Here is an 18,653-nt window from a genome sequence, read left to right as displayed (position 1 = left end):
ATGGATGAACCGATTGTTAGTCAATCGTGGATAGTTCATCTCGACGCGCCCCGTTCATTCGCGCCATCGGCTCGACTACACTCGATCCATCCCAATACTTTCAGTGATCAGGAGTTTTCGAATGAACACAGCATCGATGGCAGACAAAGTTGTATTGATCACGGGCGTCTCGTCCGGTCTCGGTCGCGAACTGGCGCAACGGCTGCTCGCAGAAGGCGCACGGGTAGCGGGCACCGTACGCGGCGCGGACCAGGTCGCCGAATTCGAACGGCTTGCGCCCGGTCGTGCGCTCGGTGTCCTGATGGACATTACTCAGCCCGACACGGTAGCGGCGGGCGTGCAGCGTGTGATCGAGCAGTTCGGCCGGATCGACGTGCTCGCCAACAATGCAGGCGTCGGCACGGTCGGCGCGGTTGAGGAGACGACCGAAGCCGATGCGCAGCAGATCTTCGACGTGAATTTTTTCGGCGGGTTGCGCCTGATCCACGCGGTCTTGCCCACCATGCGCCGCCAGCGCTCGGGGCACATCGTGCAGTTCTCGTCGATCGCCGGGTTCGCGGGCTACCCGGGGCTGGGCGTGTACGCCGCGGCCAAGGCCGCGACCGGCGTGCTCGGCGAGGCATTGGCCGGCGAGCTCGCACCGCTCGGCATTCATGTGACGGTGCTGACGATCGGCATTTTCGAAACCCAGTTCGCCGGCCGTTCGCTGGCGTATACGTCGAACCGGATCGACGACTACGCGGACACGCCGGCCGGCCAGTTCCGCGGTTTCATCGGTCAACTGCAAGGCAAGCAGCCCAATGTGCCGGAGAAGGGCGCACAGGCGATCGTCGATATCCTCAAGGCGGAGAAGCCGCCGGTCCATCTCGCGCTCGGTGCCGATGCGGTGGGAACGATGCTCGGCCGTGCCGAATCGATCGAGCGTGATATCCGGGCGTGGGAAACCGTGTCGCGATCGACTCAGCGCGACTGAGCGGGTATCCGGTTCGTTCCGATCCGGTCCTGGTTTATCGTATCGGTGTACTAAGTAACAGGAAGTCGTCGTGAATCGCCCCCCCCGTCGCGATCGGTATCGCGCGGGCCGGGCATGCGTCCGGATGCATCGGGCGCGAACCCGTGGAGAAGCAGACATGAACAATCGAACAAGCGTGGCGATCGTGACCGGCGCATCGCGAGGTATCGGTGCGGCAATCGCGCGGCGCCTGGTGGACGACGGGCTGGCCGTCGTCATCAATTACGCAGGCAAGGCGAGCGAGGCCGAGGAGCTGGCGCGCGATCTTGCGGGCGAGGGCGGGCTGGCGGTCGCAGTCCAGGCGGACGTCAGCGATCCGGCTGCCGTGGCGCGGCTGTTCGATGTGGCCGAAGCGACGTTCGGCGGCGTCGACGTACTGGTGAACAACGCCGGGATCATGAAGCTGGCGCCACTGGCCGATAGCGACGACGCGCTGTTCGACACGCAGATCGCCATCAACCTGAAGGGGACGTTCAACACGCTGCGCGCGGCGGCGCGCCGGCTGCGCAACGGCGGGCGCATCGTCAACCTGTCGAGCAGCGTGGTCGGACTGAGGCCCGAGACGTACGGCGTCTATACGGCCACCAAGGCGGCGGTCGAAGCGATGACGGGCATCCTGTCCAAGGAACTGCGCGGCCGCTCGATCACCGTCAACGCCGTCGCGCCGGGGCCGACCGCGACCGACCTGTTCCTGAACGGCAAATCGGCGGAGCTGATCGAGCGCCTGTCGAAGATGAATCCGCTGGAGCGTCTCGGCACACCGGCCGATATCGCGAACGCGGTCGCCTTCCTCGCCGGTCCGGACGGCGGCTGGATCAACGGGCAGGTGTTGCGCAGCAACGGCGGGATGGTTTGAGTCCGCACGGTTCGTATCGAAGGAACGCAGTCGTCAATCAAGGAGCATCGTCATGGGCAAGACCATTCTCATTACCGGTGCGTCGAGCGGCTTCGGCCGCCTGACGGCCGAGGCGCTGGCGGCGGCCGGCCATACCGTGTTCGCGTCGATGCGCGATACGGCCGGACGCAATGCGCCGGTCGTCGCGCAGATGGCCGCGCAGTCGAAAGCGCAGGGCATCGATCTGCGCACCGTCGAGATCGACGTGCAGTCGCAGGATTCCGTCGACGCCGGCGTCGCCAGCGTGATCGCCGAAGTCGGCCGCATCGACGTGCTGGTGCACAACGCGGGGCACATGGTGTTCGGTCCCGCCGAAGCGTTTACGCCGGAGCAGTATGCGCACCTGTACGACGTGAACGTGCTGAGCACGCAGCGCGTGAACCGTGCGGTGTTGCCGCATATGCGGAAAAGCGGTCGAGGCCTGCTGCTCTGGGTATCCAGCAGCAGCTCGGCGGGCGGCACGCCGCCGTACCTGGCGCCGTATTTCGCGGCGAAGGCCGCGATGGATGCGATCGCGGTGCAGTATGCGCGCGAGCTGTCGCGCTGGGGCATCGAGACGTCGATCGTCGTGCCGGGCGCGTTCACCGGCGGCACCAACCATTTCGCGCATGCGGGCGCGCCGGCCGACGAGTCGCGTACGGCCGAATACGATGCGGGGCCGTATGCGGGTTTCGGCGAGCAGGTGCTGAAGGCGTTTGCTGACATCGTGCCGGCCGACGCCGATGCAAGCGAGGTGGCGCGTGCGATCGTCGACATCGTGGGCATGCCGTTCGGCAAGCGTCCGTTCCGTGTGCACATCGATCCGACGCAGGACGGCGCGGCCGTCGGCTTCGCGGTGCTCGACCGCGTGCGTGCGGAGATGCTGCATCGCGTCGGCCTGTCCGACCTGCTGCAGCCGAAAGCGAATGCGTAACGCGCCGGGCGGCCGCAGCCGGCGCGGGGCCACTGATCCGGAAAGTCGTCACGGACGTGGATTGAACAGGGAATGAATCAGGAGAGCGAAATGGCAAATCATGAAATCAAGGGCAAGACCGTACTGATCGCCGGCGGCGCGAAGAACCTGGGTGGCCTGATCGCACGCGATCTGGCCGCGTACGGCGCGAAGGCCGTCGCGATTCACTACAACAGCGCAAGCTCGAAGGCGGACGCGGAGGCGACGGTCGCGGCCATCAAGGCGGCCGGTGCCGAGGCAGTCGCATTCCAGGCGGACCTGACGAGCGCGGCGGCCGTCGAGAAGCTGTTCGCCGATGCGGTTGCGGCGGTCGGCCGCCCGGACATCGCAATCAACACGGTCGGCAAGGTGCTGAAAAAGCCGTTCACCGAAATCAGCGAAGCGGAATACGACCAGATGAGCGCGGTGAACGCGAAGTCGGCGTTCTTTTTCCTGCGCGAAGCGGGGCGGCACGTGAACGACAACGGCAAGATCGTCTCGCTGGTGACGGCGCTGCTCGGCGCATTCACGCCTTACTACGCCGCGTATGCGGGGACGAAGGCGCCCGTCGAGCACTATACGCGCGCGGCGGCGAAGGAGTTCGGCGAGCGCGGCATTTCGGTGACGGCAGTGGGGCCCGGCCCGATGGACACGCCGTTCTTCTATCCGGAAGAGGGGGCGGACGCGGTCGCGTATCACAAGACGGCCGCCGCGCTGTCGAAGTATTCGAAGACGGGGCTGACCGACATCGAGGACGTGGTGCCGTTCATTCGCCACCTGGTCAGCGACGGCTGGTGGATCACCGGTCAGACGATCCTGATCAACGGCGGATATACGACCAAGTAATACCCCTCGGCTGCCCGCATTTCGTCCGGCATGCGTTGCCTTCCCGACACGGGGCCGGGCAGGATGACGGGCGGCCTCCTTTCATCGAGGATCGGCATCGTGAACACCGACATACTCCACCATCCGGTCGTGCGGCGCGCGATCGACGCGCTCCAGCAAGGCGATCGCGCGGCGTGGGCCGCGCTGTTCGCGCCCGATGCGACGCTGTACGACGACGGCCGGCCACGAGACCTGCACGCATTCAACCGGGACGCGATCGGGACCGAACGTTTCACGACGATCGATCGCGTCGACAACGACGGGCTCGACATCCAAGGCCGGTTTCATTCGGATCGCTGGGGCACGTTCCGTACGTACTTCAAGTCCCGGATCGACGCCGATGGCCGGATTACCCGGCTCGACATCGGGCAGGCCTGAGCCGTCCGCATGCCGCCCGTCGCCGCTTCGGCAGGCGGCTTCCCCAAGGAGAACGCGACCATGTCGAACCCTTACCAGTCAGTGCTCGACGCGCAACGTGCGCGCTTCGACTCGGACATCACGAAAACCCTTGAATGGCGCATCGCGCAGCTGGACCGGATGGAGCGGATGCTGCTCGAGCACCAGGACGCGCTGTGCGCGGCGCTGTACGAGGATTTCGGCAAGCCTCCGTTCGAGCAACTGTTCGAAATCTCCGTGCCGACCGGTGTCATCCGCTACTACCGCGAGCATCTGCACGAACTGATGGCGCCGCAGACAGTGGCGATTCCGTCTGCGCTCGAGGCGGCCGGCAACGCCGGCATGATCTACAAGGAGCCTTACGGCGTGACACTCGTGATCGGCCCGTTCAACGCGCCGATTCTGTTGCTGCTGGATCCGGCGATCGCGGCATTGGCCGCCGGCAATACGGTGGTGCTGAAGCCGGCGAACACCACGCCCGCGACGGCCGCACTGCTGAGCCGGCTCGTGCCGCAGTATTTCTCACCGGAGGACGTCGCCGTCGTCACGGGGGGGCGCCAGGAAATCGGTGCATTGCTCGAGTTGCCGTTCGATTTCATCTTCTTCACCGGCAGTTCGGCGGTCGGCAAGGTCGTGATGCGCGCCGCCGCAGAGCATTTGACACCGGTCTTGCTGGAACTCGGCGGGCAGAACCCGTGCATCGTCGACGAAACCGCGAATCTCGACATCGCGGCCGATCGTGTCGCGTGGGGGCACAACGCGATCTCGGGACAATGGTGCATCGCGCCCGGCTATGTGTACGTGCATGAATCGGTGGCGGACGCTTTCATCGCGAAACTCAAGGCGTCGATCACGGCGATGTACGGCGAAGATCCGCAGCAAAGCCCCGATTTCGCGCGAATGATCAGCGAACACGATGCCGAACGCGTCGCGTCCTACATCGTCGCCGACAAGGTCGTGCACGGCGGCCGCCACGATATCGCGGCACGCTATGTCGAGCCGACCGTGCTGTACCCGTCGACCTGGGACGATCCGGCGATGCAACAGGAAGTGTTCGGCCCGGTGCTGCCCGTGCTGCCGTACCGCGACCTGCGCGAGATCGTCGGCATCATGAAGCGCAAGCCGAAGCCGCTCGCGTGCTACGTGTTCAGCAAGCGGCAGGCGAGCATCGACTGCGTGCTCAACAGCCTGTCGTTCGGCGGCGGGTGCGTGAACCAGACCAACCTGCATTGCTGGATCGACAGTTTGCCGTTCGGCGGCGTCGGCAACAGCGGGATGGGGAAGTACTACGGCAAGGCCGGCTTCGACGCGTTGAGCAATACCAAAGCGATGCTGATCGGCAATCCCGACGCGGTGCTCGACGTGTTCCCGCCTTATGCGGGAAAGGACATCGGCAAGATGCTCGGCGTCTTCGCATAACCGGGGGCACGATGCATACATTTTGGACGATCGTCGCCGGCGTGCTGTTGCTGGCCGTGTTCCTGTTGTTCGGGCAATTGTGGGGGACGCACGCGGCATCGCTGGCGTTTGCCGCCCAAGCGTTCGTGCCGGTCTGGTTCGCTGTCTCGCTGGCCAACCTGTGGGTTGGCGTGCATCGGGCCGGCTACGGCGTACGCGAGGAGCTGCCGATCCTCGCGATCGTATTCGGCGTGCCGGCCGCGGTTGCGGTGGCCGCTGCGCTGCTGTTCCAGCGCACCTGAACCGCAGGACGACGACTGGCCGTGTGCGGCACGGCCGTCGTCGACGTGCCGCTTCCATTCACCCGTCGCTCATCTCTTCGCCATGAAGATCGATACGCCTTTGCCTGCCCCGCCGCCGGCGCAGGCCGTCATCCGTTTCTGGATCGACGCGGGGCCCGCGCAATGGTTCGCGAAGCATCCCGATTTCGATCGCCGCTTTCGCGAGCGTTTTCTCGATGCGCATCTGGCCGCCGCAAGGCGCGAGCTGGACGGCTGGTTGTCGACGCCATACGGGACGCTCGCGCTGCTGTTGCTCACCGACCAGTTTCCGCGCAATGCGTTTCGCGGCACCGCGCGCATGTATGCGACCGATGCGCTGGCGCGGCAGTTTGCGACGCACGCGTACGAGCACGATCAGATGGCCCATGTCGAACGGCCCCTGCGCCTGTTTTTCTGTTTGCCGTTCGCCCATTCCGAAGACCTCGACGACCAGCGGATTTCCGTCGAACTGAACGGCAGGCTCGGCCAGCCGTGGCTGTCGCATGCGATCGGGCACCGGGATATCGTCGCGCGCTTCGGGCGCTTTCCGCATCGCAACCCGCTGCTCGGCCGCGAGACGACGCGCGACGAGGCGCGCTTTCTCGCGGAAGGCGGATTTGCCGGATGAGCACCCATGTTCGCGCCGCATGGCCGCCGCGGCGGCCATGCGTGCGTCAACGCAGGAACTCGACGCCGAACGTGCCGGCCTTATCGACGATATGCCCCGCATGCGGCGCCTCGAAATGACCGGGCAGCAGCAGGGCGCCGTGCTCGACGCAATGCGCGAGCAATTCGAAGCGGCTCTTCGCGGCGAGCTTGCGGTCGTCGCAGACCTTGCTGCTCCATTGCCAGAACGGGATCTGGATCGGCGAGTGCAGCATGTCGCCGCTGAACACGCCGCGCGAGCCCTGCGACGTCAGTTCGATGCGCACGTGTCCCGGAGAATGGCCCGGTGCGTGGCGGATCAGGAACGTGTCGTCGAGCTCGTAGGTATCGTCGAACATCGTGGCCTGGCCGGCCTCGATCACCGGCAGCACGCTGTCGTTGTACATCGGGCTGAACCACGCGGGGCCGGCGGGGCCTTCGCCCCGGATCGCGCGGACCAGGTGATCGTGCTCGACCTGCGAGATCACGTAGCGCGCGTTCGGAAAAGTCGGCACCCACACGCCATTGACGAGCTGCGTGTTCCAGCCGACGTGATCGGCGTGAAGGTGGCTGCACATCACGTAGTCGATTTCCTCGGGCTGGATGCCGAGTGCGCGCATCCGGTCGAGATAGCGCGTCGACAGCCGGTGCATTTCCGGCAGCCCCGGCCGCTCCTTGTGGTTGCCGATACAACTGTCGATCAGCACCGTATGCCGGCCGGTCCGCACGATCCAGCTGTGCACGGGCATCGGGATGCGGCCGCTTTCGGGATCGTAGTGCGTCGGCGCGAGCCAGTGCTCGTGCTCGGCCACGCGCGCTCGGTCGAAATCGGGCAGCCAGCTTTGCGCGGTTTCGCCGAGCAGCGTCGTGTCGTACAGCCGGATGATCTCGACGTTGCCGAGCGCGAGCGAGAAGGCATGCGGCTCGGCATTCGTGATGTGCGCATGGCAATGCGCATGCCCGCAGGAATGGGTCATCGGTGTCTCCTGAATGAATTGGAATGAATCGAGGCGGGGCGTGGTGCGCCGCCCCGCACACGACTGTCTACATCGGCGCCGTGGCGCGAACCTGCGCCTGCGGCACGGGTACGGCTTTCCCGGTCATGAAATCCGCCGCGCGTTCGGCCATCGTCATGATCAGCGCATTGGTGGGCCCGCGGATGATGCGCGGGATCGCGGAGCCGTCGACCACCCGCAATCCGGCCACGCCGCGCACGCGCATCTGCGTATCGACCACGGCCGCCGGATCGTCGTCGCGGCCCATGCGGCACGTGCCGACCGGGTGATGAAGGGTGATCGCGATGCGGCGAATGAACGCGTCGACGTCCGCGTCGCTCTGGACTTGCGGGCCCGGCGCGATCTCTGCGTCGATGAACGGGCGCAGTCCGGCCTGCGCGCCGATTTCCCGCATGCGCCGGAACATCTCCCGCGCAGCGATGCGATCGTTCTCGGTGGCGAGGAAGTTTTGTTCGATCCGCGCATGCTCGGCCGGGTCGGCCGACTTCAGCGACACGCGGCCGCGGCTTTCGGGCGTGAGGAAAATGCCCTTGATCGCGAACGAATCGGCATACGCGCGCTTGAACGGCTCGAAGTACGGCGCGGCGTTCATCGCGCCGGCCGCGAGGATCAGCTGAACGTCCGGCAGCGGCAGGTGAGGCTGGCTGCGGACGAGTCCGAGCGCGGCGGCGGGGATCGTGCTCGAGAAGCCGTTGCCGCCGGCAAACGTGCGCACGACGTCGAACGCGATGCGGTCGGCACGCATCATCCGGTGCAGCGGGCCGGGTTCCTTGCGGCTCCAGCGCAGGTCGAACACGATGTGGTCATGCAGGTTGGCGCCCACGCCGGGCAATTCGACTTTCGATGCAATGCCGTGCGTGCGCAGGCTGTCGGCCGCGCCGATGCCGGAGAGCATCAGCAGTTGCGGCGAATTGATCACGCCGCCGCAGAGGATGACTTCGCGGCGCGCATCGGCACGGTAGTCGGATTCGCCGCGGCGATACTCGATCGCGGTGGCGCGGGGCGCGCCCCGGTCGGTATCGAGCACGATCCGTTTCGCGAGGGCCCCGGTCACGAGCGTGACGTTGCCGCGCGCGAGCGCCGGGCGCAGATAGGCGACCGCGGCGCTGCAGCGCAGGCCGTTGCGGATGGTGGCCTGCATCGGCCCGAAGCCTTCGACGGATGCGCCGTTGTAGTCGTCGTTTTCCGGATAGCCGCACGCACGCGTCGCGTCGAGAAAGCCGCCGACCAGCGGGTCGCGATAGTCGAGCTTGATCACGGTCAGCGGGCCGCGACCGCCGCGCAGCGCCGATTCGCCGCGCTCCCACGATTCGGAGCGCTTGAAGTACGGCAGCACCGCGTCGTAGGACCAGTCAGTCAGGCCGAACTCGTCGGCCCAGCCTTCGTAGTCTTCCCGCGCGCCGCGTGCGTAGGCCATGCCGTTGATCGACGACGAGCCGCCCACTACCTTGCCGCGCGCGCATTCGATCCGGCGGCCGTCCATGCCGGCTTCCGGCTCGGTGAAATAGCCCCAGTCGAACAGCCGGTTCTTCAGGATCTGGCCCCACGTCAGCGGCACCTTGATGTACGGCGAGCGATCCTGCTCGCCGGCCTCGATCACGAGGATGCGGACGTTCGGGTCCTCGCCGAGCCGGTAGGCGAGTGCGCAACCGGCCGAGCCGGCGCCGACGATCACGTAGTCGTACGAATCGGTTTTCATTGCCGCACCTCGCGGTGCCGGGCAGCAGGGCAGGCCGGTGCAACCCGCGAACGCGGGGCGCGGCGACCGGCCGGAACAGGCGTCGAACGAACCATGATGTCTCCAGGTGGGCCTGAACGCAGGCCTCTCGGTTGTGGGTTCATTCGATTGTGCGTAACCTGAAACATATCTTCCAATACGTATTGCGGTGCCATCCGATACCCGGATGGCTATGGGCGAGGGGACTGTGCGCGGATTCGATTCGTATCTCACTTTTCAGAAGCTCGAGGTGTTCTGCACGGTGGTCGAGCTCGGCAGCGTCACGCGCGCGGCCGACCGGCTGTGTATCGCGCAGCCGGTCGTGACCGCGCATGTGCGCAGCATGGAGAAGCGGCTCGGCTATGCGCTCGTGAAGCGCGCCGGCCGCAACATCGCGCTCACGGAAGCCGGCGAGCGCATCTATCGATGGGCGACCGAGGTCATCACGCGCACGCGCGAGGTCGAGCGCGAACTCGCCGGTCTCGAGCAGGGTGAAATGGGCAACGCGGCGGTCGCGACGTCGATGTCGATCGGCTCGTACGCGTTGCCGCCGCTGTTCGCCGAGTTCCACCGGCGGCAGCCCGACGGGCTCGTGACCGTGCAGATCCTGACGCCGCAGGCGGCCGTCGATGCGACCCGCGTCGGCGGCTGCGACTTCGCGGTCATCCTGATCGCGGCCAATCAGGATCTCGACGGCCTGACGACCATTCCCGTGTGGGAGGACGAACTGCTGCTCGTGTGCGGCGCATCGAGCCCGTGGGCCGCACAGCCGGCCCGCGAGCTCGACCTGCGCGGCGTGCCGTTCGTCAGCACGCCGCGCCACCAGCCGCGCCGCGAGCTCGAAGAGGCGCTGCTGCGCGAGCGCGGCCTCGAGCAGCGCAAGGTCGTGATGGAGCTCGGGCATCCGGAAGCGATGAAACACGTGGTGCGCGAGAACCTCGGCGTGAGCTTCATGTTCGCGTCGGCGGTGCGCGCGGAGGTCGAGCGGCGCGAGCTGGTCGTGCTCGATCGCCCCAATCTGTCGATGAAGGTGCCGATCTATCTCGTGCATCGCGACGACAAGCGCTTCTCGGCGTTCCAGGCCGAGCTCGTGCAATTCATCGTCGACTCCGCGTCGCCCGGCGCGGCAGCGGGCATCCCGAATTCATAGTCAATAGGCTATCTGTTTGGCGATCAATAGCTAATAGACCTATGGTCGGCCCGGTTCTAAGCTGGCCGGGTGCTTGACGGTCCGCATCGAGTCGCGATGCGGGCGTGCGCACTGCCAGTCAACCCGAAAACAGGCCGACCCATGTGTACTCTTCATCTTCAGTCCGGCGGCGCCGCCGCGTATGCGGACGATGCCGGGCGTCCCGCCGATGCGCCGGACCCCGCGCTCGTCGAGGATCTCGTCTGCGCGAACCGCATCCTGTTCGACCAGGGCATCGTCGATGCCTTCGGCCATGCCAGCGTCCGTCACGACAAGGATCCGCAACGCTTCCTGCTGGCGCGCAACATGGCGCCGGGTACCGTCGGCATCGACGACATTGTCGAATTCACGCTGGACGGCGTGCCGGTCAATGCCGGCGGGCGCGCCGTCTATCTGGAGCGCTTCATTCACGGCGAGATCTACAAGGCGCGTCCGGACGTGCAGGCGATCGTGCACAGCCATTCGCCGACCGTGCTGCCGTTCAGCGTGACGAAACGCACGCCGCTGCGGCCGGTGTGCCACATGAGCGGATTTCTCGGCGCGGGTACGCCCGTGTTCGAGATTCGCGATACCGCCGGCGATGCGACCGACCTGCTGGTGCGCGACAACGCGCTCGGCGCGGCGCTGGCGCAGCGGCTCGGCAGTGCGGCGTTCGTGCTGATGCGCGGCCACGGCTCGACCGTGGTGGCGCCGACGCTCAAGCAGGCCGTGTATCGCGCGGTCTATGCGGAAGTCAATGCGCGCATGCAGATCGAGGCGCTGCAACTGGGCGACGTGGTCTATCTCAGCGAGCAGGAAGCCGCGACCGCGTGCGCAAACATCGAAACGCAGGTCGAGCGCCCGTGGGCGCTGTGGAAGCAGCGCGTGCAGCGCGGCGACATGCGCTGACCGGCGATCGAATCATCGAGGAGACGAGTATGGACGAGCAGTTGATAACCGGCCGTTTGCTGATCGACGGCGAACTGGTCGACAGCGAGACCGGCGAGTGGGCGGCGTCGATCAACCCGGCCACCGAGGCAGTGATCGGCCGCGCGCCGGCCGGTTCGCGCCGGGACGTCGCGCGAGCCGTGGATGCGGCGCAGCGCGCGTGGCCGGCGTGGGCCGAGCGCACCGGCGAGGAGCGCGGCGAGCTGCTGCGCGGGTTTGGCGAGCGCTTGCTCGAACGCGCGGAGGAACTGTCGCGCATCGAGGTGCTCGATTCGGGCAACACCTACGTGCCGACGCTCGCGAGCATGCACGAGACGGTGCGCAGCCTGCGCTACTACGCGGGGCTCGTGCACGGGCTGCACGGCGAGACGATCCCGGCCACCGGCCGGAACCTGCACATGACCGTGTACGAGCCGTATGGCGTCGTCGGCCGGATCGCCGCGTTCAATCATCCGGCGATGTTCTCCGCGGCGCGTACCGCATCCGCGCTCGTGACCGGCAACACGGTGGTGGTGAAGCCGCCGGAAACGTCGCCGCTGTCCGTGCTCGTGCTCGGCGAGGTCGCGCGCGACACGTTGCCGGCCGGTGTGTTCAACATCGTCAACGGCACGGGTGCGGAAGTCGGTGATGCACTGGTGCGCCATCCGGACGTGAAGCGTCTCGCGCTGATCGGGTCCGTGCCGACCGGGCAGGCGATCCAGCGCAGCGCGGCGGAAGTGGGCGTGAAGCACGTGACGCTCGAGCTCGGCGGCAAGAATCCGATGATCGTGTTTCCGGACGCGGATCCGGATGCGGCGGCCGAAAGTGCGGTGCGCGGGATGAATTTCTCGTGGCAGGGCCAGTCGTGCGGATCCAATTCGCGGCTGCTGGTGCACGACGACATTTATGACGACGTGCTCGCGCGTGTCGTCGAGCGCGTGGCCGCGATCCGCGTCGGCGATCCGATGTCGCCCGATACGGGCATGGGCCCGATCAATTCGCGCAAGAGCTACGACCACGTGATGAGCTTTCTCGATCCGGCGCAGACGCACGGTGCGCGGCTGATGACGGGGGGCCGCCGCCCGCCCGGGCACGCGTTCGAAAAAGGCTTCTGGGTCGAGCCGACCGTCTATGCCGATGTCACGCCGGCGATGCGGCTGTGGCGCGAGGAAGTCTTCGGTCCGATTCTGTCGGTCGCGAGATGGCGCGATGTCGATGAAGTGGTCGCGATGGCCAACGACACGGAATATGGGCTCTCGGCCGCGATCTGGACCAACGACATCCGGCAGGCGCTCAACACCGCGCGTCGTATCCGTGCGGGCAGCGTGTTCGTCAACGGCAGTAACACGCACTTCCTCGGCGTGCCATGGGGCGGCTTCAAGAACAGCGGCGTCGACAGGGAAGAGGGGATCGAGGAGATGTACAGCTACGTCGAGAAGAAGGTCATCAACGTGATGCTGTAGCAGGCGCGACTCGCCGCCGGTCGTTCCCGTCATCGACGGGTTCGGCCGGCGACGGCGCGAGCGATCCATCATTCGACGCCGGTTAACACGGCCCGCGGCGGCGCATCGAGCGGGGAACACATATCCCGCACGCGTTAATTAGATAGTTTTACTAATAAAAATGACAGGCCGGCGTGCGGTTCGCTCGTGTGCGAACGGTGCGTCGGACACTGACGGTTTGGAGACAGCATCCGTGAGAATGAAGGCAATGGCCGTCGCGCTGGCGACGGTGTCGTGCCACGTGCACGCGCAGAGTTCGGTCACGCTGTTCGGTCTGGTCGACAACGGCATTTCGTACGTGAGCAATTCGGGCGGCAAGGCGCTTGTTCAGGCGATGTCCGGCATCCAGGCGCCCAACCTGATCGGGATCCGCACGGTCGAGGATCTCGGCGGCGGGTTCCAGGCGCTCGTGTTCATGGCGTCGCAGCCCGACATCAACAGCGGCACGGTGCGCGGCGGCGCGCTGTCCGGGCGCGAATCCTACGTCGGCATCGTCACGCCCTACGGCACCGTGACGCTCGGCAGGCAGTTCGACTACATGTTCGACAACCTGTCGCTGCATCGCTGGGGGCACGAGATTTCCTACGTCAGCCTGTACCAGCTGCCGGGCGGCCCGTTCTCGAAACTGGGCGCGGCGCTCGGCACCTTCGACTACACGCGCATCGCAGGCGGAGGTGCGACGCCGAACGCGGTCAAGTTCACGTCCGCGTATTACGGCGGCTTCCGGTTCGGCGCGATGTTCGGCTTCAGCAATATCGCCGGGCAGACCGGCAGCAGCAACCTGTCGAGCTTCGGGGTTTCTTACGACAACGGGCCGTTGCGGCTGGATGCGGCGTACACGTATTCGAAGGAGGAAGGAATCGACAACGGGCACCTCGGCATCCGCAATGCCGGCGCGGGCGGACGCTATACATTCGGTGACTTCGCGCTCGACGCGCTGTACGTGAATACGCGCAACACGCTGACGGGCGCACACGTCGACACCTACGAAATCGGCGGGCTGTACCGGTTCGCGCCGGATTTCTTCGCGTATGCAAACTATCTTTACGCGCAGGGCAACCGGCAACTGACCGGCAATCATTCGAACCAGGCCGGTATCACGCTCGACTACCTGCTGTCGAAGAAAACCGATGTCTACATGAGCGCCGTGTATCAGCAGGCGAGCGGCGGGGAGGACGTGATCGCGTCGGTGTGCGGCACGTTCACCGCGTCGTCGGGCGCGCGGCAGGGCGTGTTGCGGGTCGGCGTTCGAACGGTGTTCTAGGCGATCCGCGCGCGGCACCACGCGGGTGGACGGCATTCATTTCGCCGTCACCTCGCGATAGAACGCATCGATTGCATCGACCATCTGCGACAGCCCCGGCTGTTCGAGCGGATAGTGCCCCGCGTTGTCCAGCATGACGACCTTCACCGGCACTTTGCGCACGCGCCGCAGGAACGGTTCGCTCAGGTGCAGCGGCGTCCAGCGATCCGCGGCCGGTTGCGTGAGCAGGATCGGGCACACGGCGAAATCCTCCGGCTCGACTGCCGGCCGGTACGACATGTAGGAATCGAGGAACGCGATCGTCATCGCGTTGCCGGCGGAGGTGCGATCCGACAGCCACACCTTCAGCGCATCCGGGTCGTTGACGAGCGCGGACATCTTGCTGGCGAGCGTCATCGGCACCCGCATCGATTTCAGCGGGGTCATCGCGGTGAGATGCATCATCGGGCTGCCGACGCGGCTCATGAACACGCTGCGCGCGGTTTCGTCGCGCACCTGCTGGAGGCGTTGGTCGAGGAAGGTCATGCCGACGATGCCCTTGACCTTGCCGTTCAGCGCGGCAACGTGATACGTGAGCATGCCGCCCGCGCTCAGCCCGTAGAGCACGATCGGCCGGTCGTCCTTCGCGCGTTCCGCGTCGATCAGGTCGCTGCCGGCGCGCACCCAGTCGTCGTAGCGGACCAGTGCGCCCCTGGCGACTTCGGTCATCCCGTATTCGGGCATGTCGACCGCGACCGTTTCGTAGCCGCGGCGCGCGAGCTGCTCGCCGAGGATCATCGACATCTGCCGGCCGTTGGTGCCCACGCCATGGAACAGGATCACCTTCACCCGCGCTTGCGGGTTGCGGTACGTGTCGAGATGCATGCGGTGGCCGTGCCAGGACCACCATTCTTCCGTCGGTTGCCGGCCGTCCTTCCACTGGAAATCGGTCGGAAGGAATTTCTGCATGTCGCGCCAGACGGGCTGGTCTGCGTAGGTCCTGGGCATGGTGGCGGACTCCGGTGGATTGGGCGAAACGGCATCGTCGGCCAGTGCCGGTACGAGCGGTGCACTCGACAGGCCGGCAGCCAGCAGAAGCGTGCGGGCCGGACGAAAGAGCGAGGTGAGCCTCATGGTGAGCGACGCCGAGCGGGTTGCGATGGCATCCATCATCGGCGCGCAGGCTCGCGCGATCCATGCTGGGGCAGGCCAACCGCTTTAGAATCTAGGCCAACCCACGTCGCGAGGCGTCTGATGAATGTCTGGAACTTTGCCCGCAGCCCGGCTTCCGTCCTGTTGATGATCGACTTCGGTCGCGACCGCAAGATCGCGCCGCCGGCGTTGCTCAAGGGGTCGCAGCTCACGCTGAAGCAGCTCGCCGACCCGGATTTCACGGTGCTGGCCGCGCAGGAGCTGGCGGTGGCGTCGAACCTGCTCGACCTGACCGCCGGCGAGGCCGGCGTCGGCCTCAAGGTTGGGCTGTCGTACCAGCTGTCGGCTTACGGGCTGCTCGGGTACGGGCTGCTGAGCAGCGCGACCGGCATGGACGCGGTCGCGCTCGCGGGCCGCTACCTGGCGCTGACCTATACGTTCGTCGGGATGACGTTCCGCCGCGCCGGGCAGCACGACGTGATTCAGTTCGACGCGTCGCCGGAGCTTGCCGCGAACGTGCAGCGCTTCTTCGTCGAACGCGCGATGGGCGCGACGTGCCGTGTGCTGCGCGACGTGATCGGCAGTGCATTCGAACTCGCGACGTTCGATCTCGCGTTTGGCCCCGGCCCCGGCGCTGACGCTGACGCGAAGCAGCCGGTGCTCGGCGCGAAGATCCGGCACGGGCAGTCGGCCAGCACGCTCACGTTCGAGCATGCGCATCTCGAGCGGCCGTTGCCGCAGGCGAATGCCGCGACCGCGGCGATGTGCGAGCGCATGTGTGCCGAGCTGATCACGCGCAGGCGGACGCGCGTCGATCTCGTATCGTTCCTGAACGAATACCTGGCCACGCGCCCGTTCGACCGGCCGCCGCAGCTGAAGGACATCGCGACGCTGCTCAACACCAGCGAGCGCACGTTGAAGCGCCGGCTGCAGGAAGAGGGCGCGTGCTTTCGGGACATTTCGAGCGCGGTGCGCAAGACGCGCGCGCAGGCGCTGATCGCCGAAGGGCGGCTGTCGATCAAGGAAATCGCGCAGGAACTGGGATTCAGCGACATGTCGTCGTTCTCGCAGGCGTACAAGCGCTGGACGGGTGTCGCGCCGAGCGTATCGCGACAGGAGACGGCCGGTTCGTAGCGCGCGTTCCGGCGGCCCGGCATCGCAGATACAGAAAAGCCCGTGAGCAACCTGATGCTCACGGGCTTTTTCGTTGTTGCGGCAAGGCATGCCGGCACCGCGTACAGCGCCGGCCCGCATCGCATCACCACGAATGGCCGATGCCGCCGTTGACCATCATGCGCGAGCCGTTCACCGTGCCGACCCCCAGCTTGATCACGGTGTTCTGCGCGATCCGCGCGCTGCCGCCGACTGCGATCGCCGTGTAGCCGCCGTAGTTGCCGAACCCGGCGCCGACCGAGATCACCTTGCCCGGATCGACCTGCGGCATGCCCGCGAGTGCGCCGGCGATCGCGATGCCCGAATATGCATTGCGCGCGAGGTCGTTCACGCCTTGCTGAATCGCGCCGACCCGCTGGTCGGTATAGCGGTTCGCGGATTCGGTCGCCATCGTGAGCTGGTTCACGTTGACCGCGTCGGTGCCCTGCGTACCCGGCGCGACGTTGACGATCTGACGCTGCTGTTCCGCACTGCCGACCGACACCACGTTCGAGCGGCCACCGTCGTCCGATTTCGCGCCGATCGCGACCGAGTTGGAGCCGGCCGTGACGGTCGGCGCATCGGTGCCCGAGCCGTTCATGTCCGCGGTGATGCCGGTGTTGCGCGATGCCGACGTCGACAGGTTGTTGATCTGCGTGTTGATGTTGGTCACGCTGGTCGACAGCGACGACACGCGGTCGTTTGTCGTCGACAGGCCGGTGGACAGCGACGTCACGCTCGTCGACGTGGACGTGGACAACGAGCCCAGCGCTTCGTTGGTCGACGACAGGCCGGTCGACAGCGAGCCGATGCTCGTCGACGTCGACGTGGACAGCGATGCGAGGTTGCTGTTCGTCGAGCTGAGCCCGGTCGACAGCGATGCGACGTTCAGGTTGGTCGCGTGCAGCTGGCTGCCGTTGATCGCGTCGGTGCTGTCGGCGCTCACGCGGCCGGCCGCGACGTTCTGGATCTGGCGTTCCTGGCCGGGTGCGCCGACGCTGAGCACGCCGAACGGGTTGGCGCCCGCATAACCGCCGAAATGCAGGTCGCCGATGGTCGACGACGATACGCCGACGGCGGCACCGGTGACCGAGCGATGGCCGATCGCCACCGAGTTGTCGATATTGGCGATCGCGTTCGGGCCGATTGCGACGCTGTTCGCGCCGGTGGCCTGGCTGTCGGCTTCGGTCGAGTTCGCGTGGAAGTACTTCGCGCCCTTCGCGTTGAGGTTGTCGATGGCCTCGCCCACGTTGCCGTTGGTCGTCGTCGTGCCGTCGTTGTTGTACGTCACGTACGACGGCGCGGTGATCTTGCCGGTCGCCGGATCGTACGTCGCGCCGCCGCCGAGCGCATCGGCGGTGCTGGTGCCGAGGTTCGTCGTGTTGACGGTGACCGAGCTGATGCTGGTCGACAGCGAGCCGAGGCCCGACGACGTCGACGTGGACAGCGACGTCATCGCGCTGTCCGTCGCGCTGAGGCTGGTCGACAGCGAGTTGATGCCCGTCGATGCGGACGTCGACAACGACGCGAGCGTGCTGTTCGTCGTCGACAGCCCCGTCGACGTGGAGGTCGACAACGACGTGACGGTGTCGTTGGTCGTGCTCAGGCCGGTCGACAGCGACACGAATCCGGTCGACGTGGAGGTCGACAGCGAGACGAGATTGTCATTCGTTGTACTGATCGTGGTGGACAAGGATCCGGCGGTGGTCGAGGTTGCGGTCGACAGCGACGTCAGGTTCTGGCCGAGCGTGTCGATGCCGGTCGATGCGGACGTGGACAGCGACACCAGCGCCTGATGGGTCGTCGACAGGCCCGCCGACGTCGCGGTCGACAGCGACGCGACGGTGTTGTCGGTCGTGCTCAGGCCGGTCGATAGCGATGCCATGTTGCTGTCAACGACGCGCAGGCTGTCCGCGGTCGACGTCGACAACGACACAAGCGCGTCGTTCGTGGTGGAGAGGCCCGTCGATGTCGACGTCGACAGGCTCGTGACGCTGGAGCCGACCGCCGCGACTGCCTGGTTGGTTGCGTTCAACTGGGAGCCGTTGACGGCATCGGTGCTCTTCTCCGCAAGCCGGCCGGCGGCGACGTTGGTGATCGTGCGTTCACGACCTGCCGCGCCGACGCTGACGGTCGAGGCGGGCACAATGCCGGCGAAGTCGTAGGCGGTGCCGTTGATCGTCGCACCGCTCGTGCTGGCGGCCGCGTCGGTCACGGCGCCGGAGCCCAGCGCGACCGAACCCGCGTGGGCGGCCGTTGCGCTCGAACCGAGCGCGACCGCGCCGGCGCCCGAT

At 66.4% G+C, this 18,653-nt stretch carries 17 protein-coding genes; 13 read left to right on the top strand and 4 right to left on the bottom strand.

Annotated elements, in window-relative coordinates; all coding sequences use genetic code 11:
• Positions 1–121 precede the first annotated feature (121 nt).
• From G3O00_RS12935 to G3O00_RS12900, 8 genes are all read left to right on the top strand, one after another.
• Entirely contained in the window at positions 122–973 is an 852-nt protein-coding gene (locus G3O00_RS12935) for an oxidoreductase (RefSeq protein ID WP_174934932.1), read from the top strand.
• A gap of 157 nt (positions 974–1,130) precedes the next feature.
• A complete protein-coding gene (locus G3O00_RS12930) occupies positions 1,131–1,868 on the top strand; it encodes an SDR family oxidoreductase (protein ID WP_206143168.1) in 738 nt (245 codons plus the stop codon).
• Between the two features lie 52 nt (positions 1,869–1,920).
• The gene (locus G3O00_RS12925) at positions 1,921–2,820 is read left to right on the top strand and encodes an SDR family oxidoreductase (protein ID WP_206143167.1); all 900 of its coding nucleotides are present in this window, start codon (positions 1,921–1,923) and stop codon (positions 2,818–2,820) included.
• A 90-nt stretch (positions 2,821–2,910) separates the two neighbouring features.
• On the top strand, positions 2,911–3,684 hold the full coding sequence (locus tag G3O00_RS12920; protein ID WP_206143166.1) for an SDR family oxidoreductase: 774 nt from the start codon (positions 2,911–2,913) through the stop codon (positions 3,682–3,684).
• A 99-nt stretch (positions 3,685–3,783) separates the two neighbouring features.
• Positions 3,784–4,101 carry a nuclear transport factor 2 family protein gene (locus G3O00_RS12915; protein ID WP_206143165.1) on the top strand — a complete coding sequence of 106 codons (318 nt, stop codon included), beginning with the start codon at positions 3,784–3,786 and terminating at the stop codon, positions 4,099–4,101.
• Between the two features lie 60 nt (positions 4,102–4,161).
• Entirely contained in the window at positions 4,162–5,538 is a 1,377-nt protein-coding gene (locus G3O00_RS12910; RefSeq protein ID WP_174934942.1) for an aldehyde dehydrogenase family protein, read from the top strand.
• Between the two features lie 11 nt (positions 5,539–5,549).
• Positions 5,550–5,819, top strand: coding sequence for a hypothetical protein (locus G3O00_RS12905; RefSeq protein WP_174934944.1), 270 nt, complete (start codon positions 5,550–5,552; stop codon positions 5,817–5,819).
• 82 nt (positions 5,820–5,901) lie between these two features.
• Entirely contained in the window at positions 5,902–6,465 is a 564-nt protein-coding gene (locus tag G3O00_RS12900; RefSeq protein WP_174934945.1) for a DUF924 family protein, read from the top strand.
• A gap of 46 nt (positions 6,466–6,511) precedes the next feature.
• Here the strand turns inward: G3O00_RS12900 and G3O00_RS12895 are convergent, their stop codons facing one another.
• Both G3O00_RS12895 and G3O00_RS12890 read right to left on the bottom strand, forming a co-directional pair.
• Positions 6,512–7,459 (bottom strand): MBL fold metallo-hydrolase, encoded by a 948-nt coding sequence (locus tag G3O00_RS12895; protein ID WP_174934946.1) that lies wholly within the window; start codon positions 7,457–7,459, stop codon positions 6,512–6,514.
• Between the two features lie 67 nt (positions 7,460–7,526).
• Complete coding sequence (locus G3O00_RS12890) at positions 7,527–9,197, bottom strand: GMC family oxidoreductase N-terminal domain-containing protein (protein ID WP_206143164.1); 1,671 nt, start codon at positions 9,195–9,197, stop codon at positions 7,527–7,529.
• 211 nt (positions 9,198–9,408) lie between these two features.
• Between G3O00_RS12890 and G3O00_RS12885 the strand changes: the two genes are divergently transcribed.
• The 4 genes from G3O00_RS12885 (at position 9,409) to G3O00_RS12870 (ending at position 14,076) form a co-directional block, all read left to right on the top strand.
• Positions 9,409–10,365: a LysR family transcriptional regulator gene (locus tag G3O00_RS12885; RefSeq protein WP_241025109.1), complete on the top strand. Its 957-nt coding sequence runs from the start codon at positions 9,409–9,411 to the stop codon at positions 10,363–10,365.
• A gap of 141 nt (positions 10,366–10,506) precedes the next feature.
• A complete protein-coding gene (locus G3O00_RS12880; protein ID WP_174934960.1) occupies positions 10,507–11,292 on the top strand; it encodes a class II aldolase/adducin family protein in 786 nt (261 codons plus the stop codon).
• A 29-nt stretch (positions 11,293–11,321) separates the two neighbouring features.
• Entirely contained in the window at positions 11,322–12,773 is a 1,452-nt protein-coding gene (locus G3O00_RS12875) for an aldehyde dehydrogenase family protein (RefSeq protein ID WP_206143162.1), read from the top strand.
• A 238-nt stretch (positions 12,774–13,011) separates the two neighbouring features.
• Positions 13,012–14,076, top strand: a complete 1,065-nt coding sequence (locus G3O00_RS12870) for a porin (RefSeq protein ID WP_241025110.1) — start codon at positions 13,012–13,014, stop codon at positions 14,074–14,076.
• 36 nt (positions 14,077–14,112) lie between these two features.
• Here G3O00_RS12870 and G3O00_RS12865 read toward each other — a convergent pair whose 3' ends face one another.
• On the bottom strand, positions 14,113–15,063 hold the full coding sequence (locus G3O00_RS12865) for an alpha/beta fold hydrolase (protein WP_241025108.1): 951 nt from the start codon (positions 15,061–15,063) through the stop codon (positions 14,113–14,115).
• A 246-nt stretch (positions 15,064–15,309) separates the two neighbouring features.
• On the opposite strand from G3O00_RS12865, the gene G3O00_RS12860 reads away from it, so the two are divergent.
• Positions 15,310–16,341, top strand: coding sequence for an AraC family transcriptional regulator (locus tag G3O00_RS12860; protein WP_206143161.1), 1,032 nt, complete (start codon positions 15,310–15,312; stop codon positions 16,339–16,341).
• A 124-nt stretch (positions 16,342–16,465) separates the two neighbouring features.
• On the opposite strand, the gene G3O00_RS12855 is transcribed toward G3O00_RS12860, so the two are convergent.
• Positions 16,466–18,653 (bottom strand): YadA-like family protein (locus tag G3O00_RS12855; RefSeq protein WP_206143160.1); only part of this gene is annotated, 2,188 nt, incomplete at its 5' end.

The sequence above is a fragment of the Burkholderia sp. Ac-20384 genome (genome assembly GCF_017104605.1).
In the GTDB taxonomy this organism is placed as follows: Bacteria; Pseudomonadota; Gammaproteobacteria; order Burkholderiales; family Burkholderiaceae; genus Burkholderia; species Burkholderia lata.
Note: the sequence above shows the minus strand (reverse complement) of the source record. Positions and strands in the feature narration are given on the sequence as shown.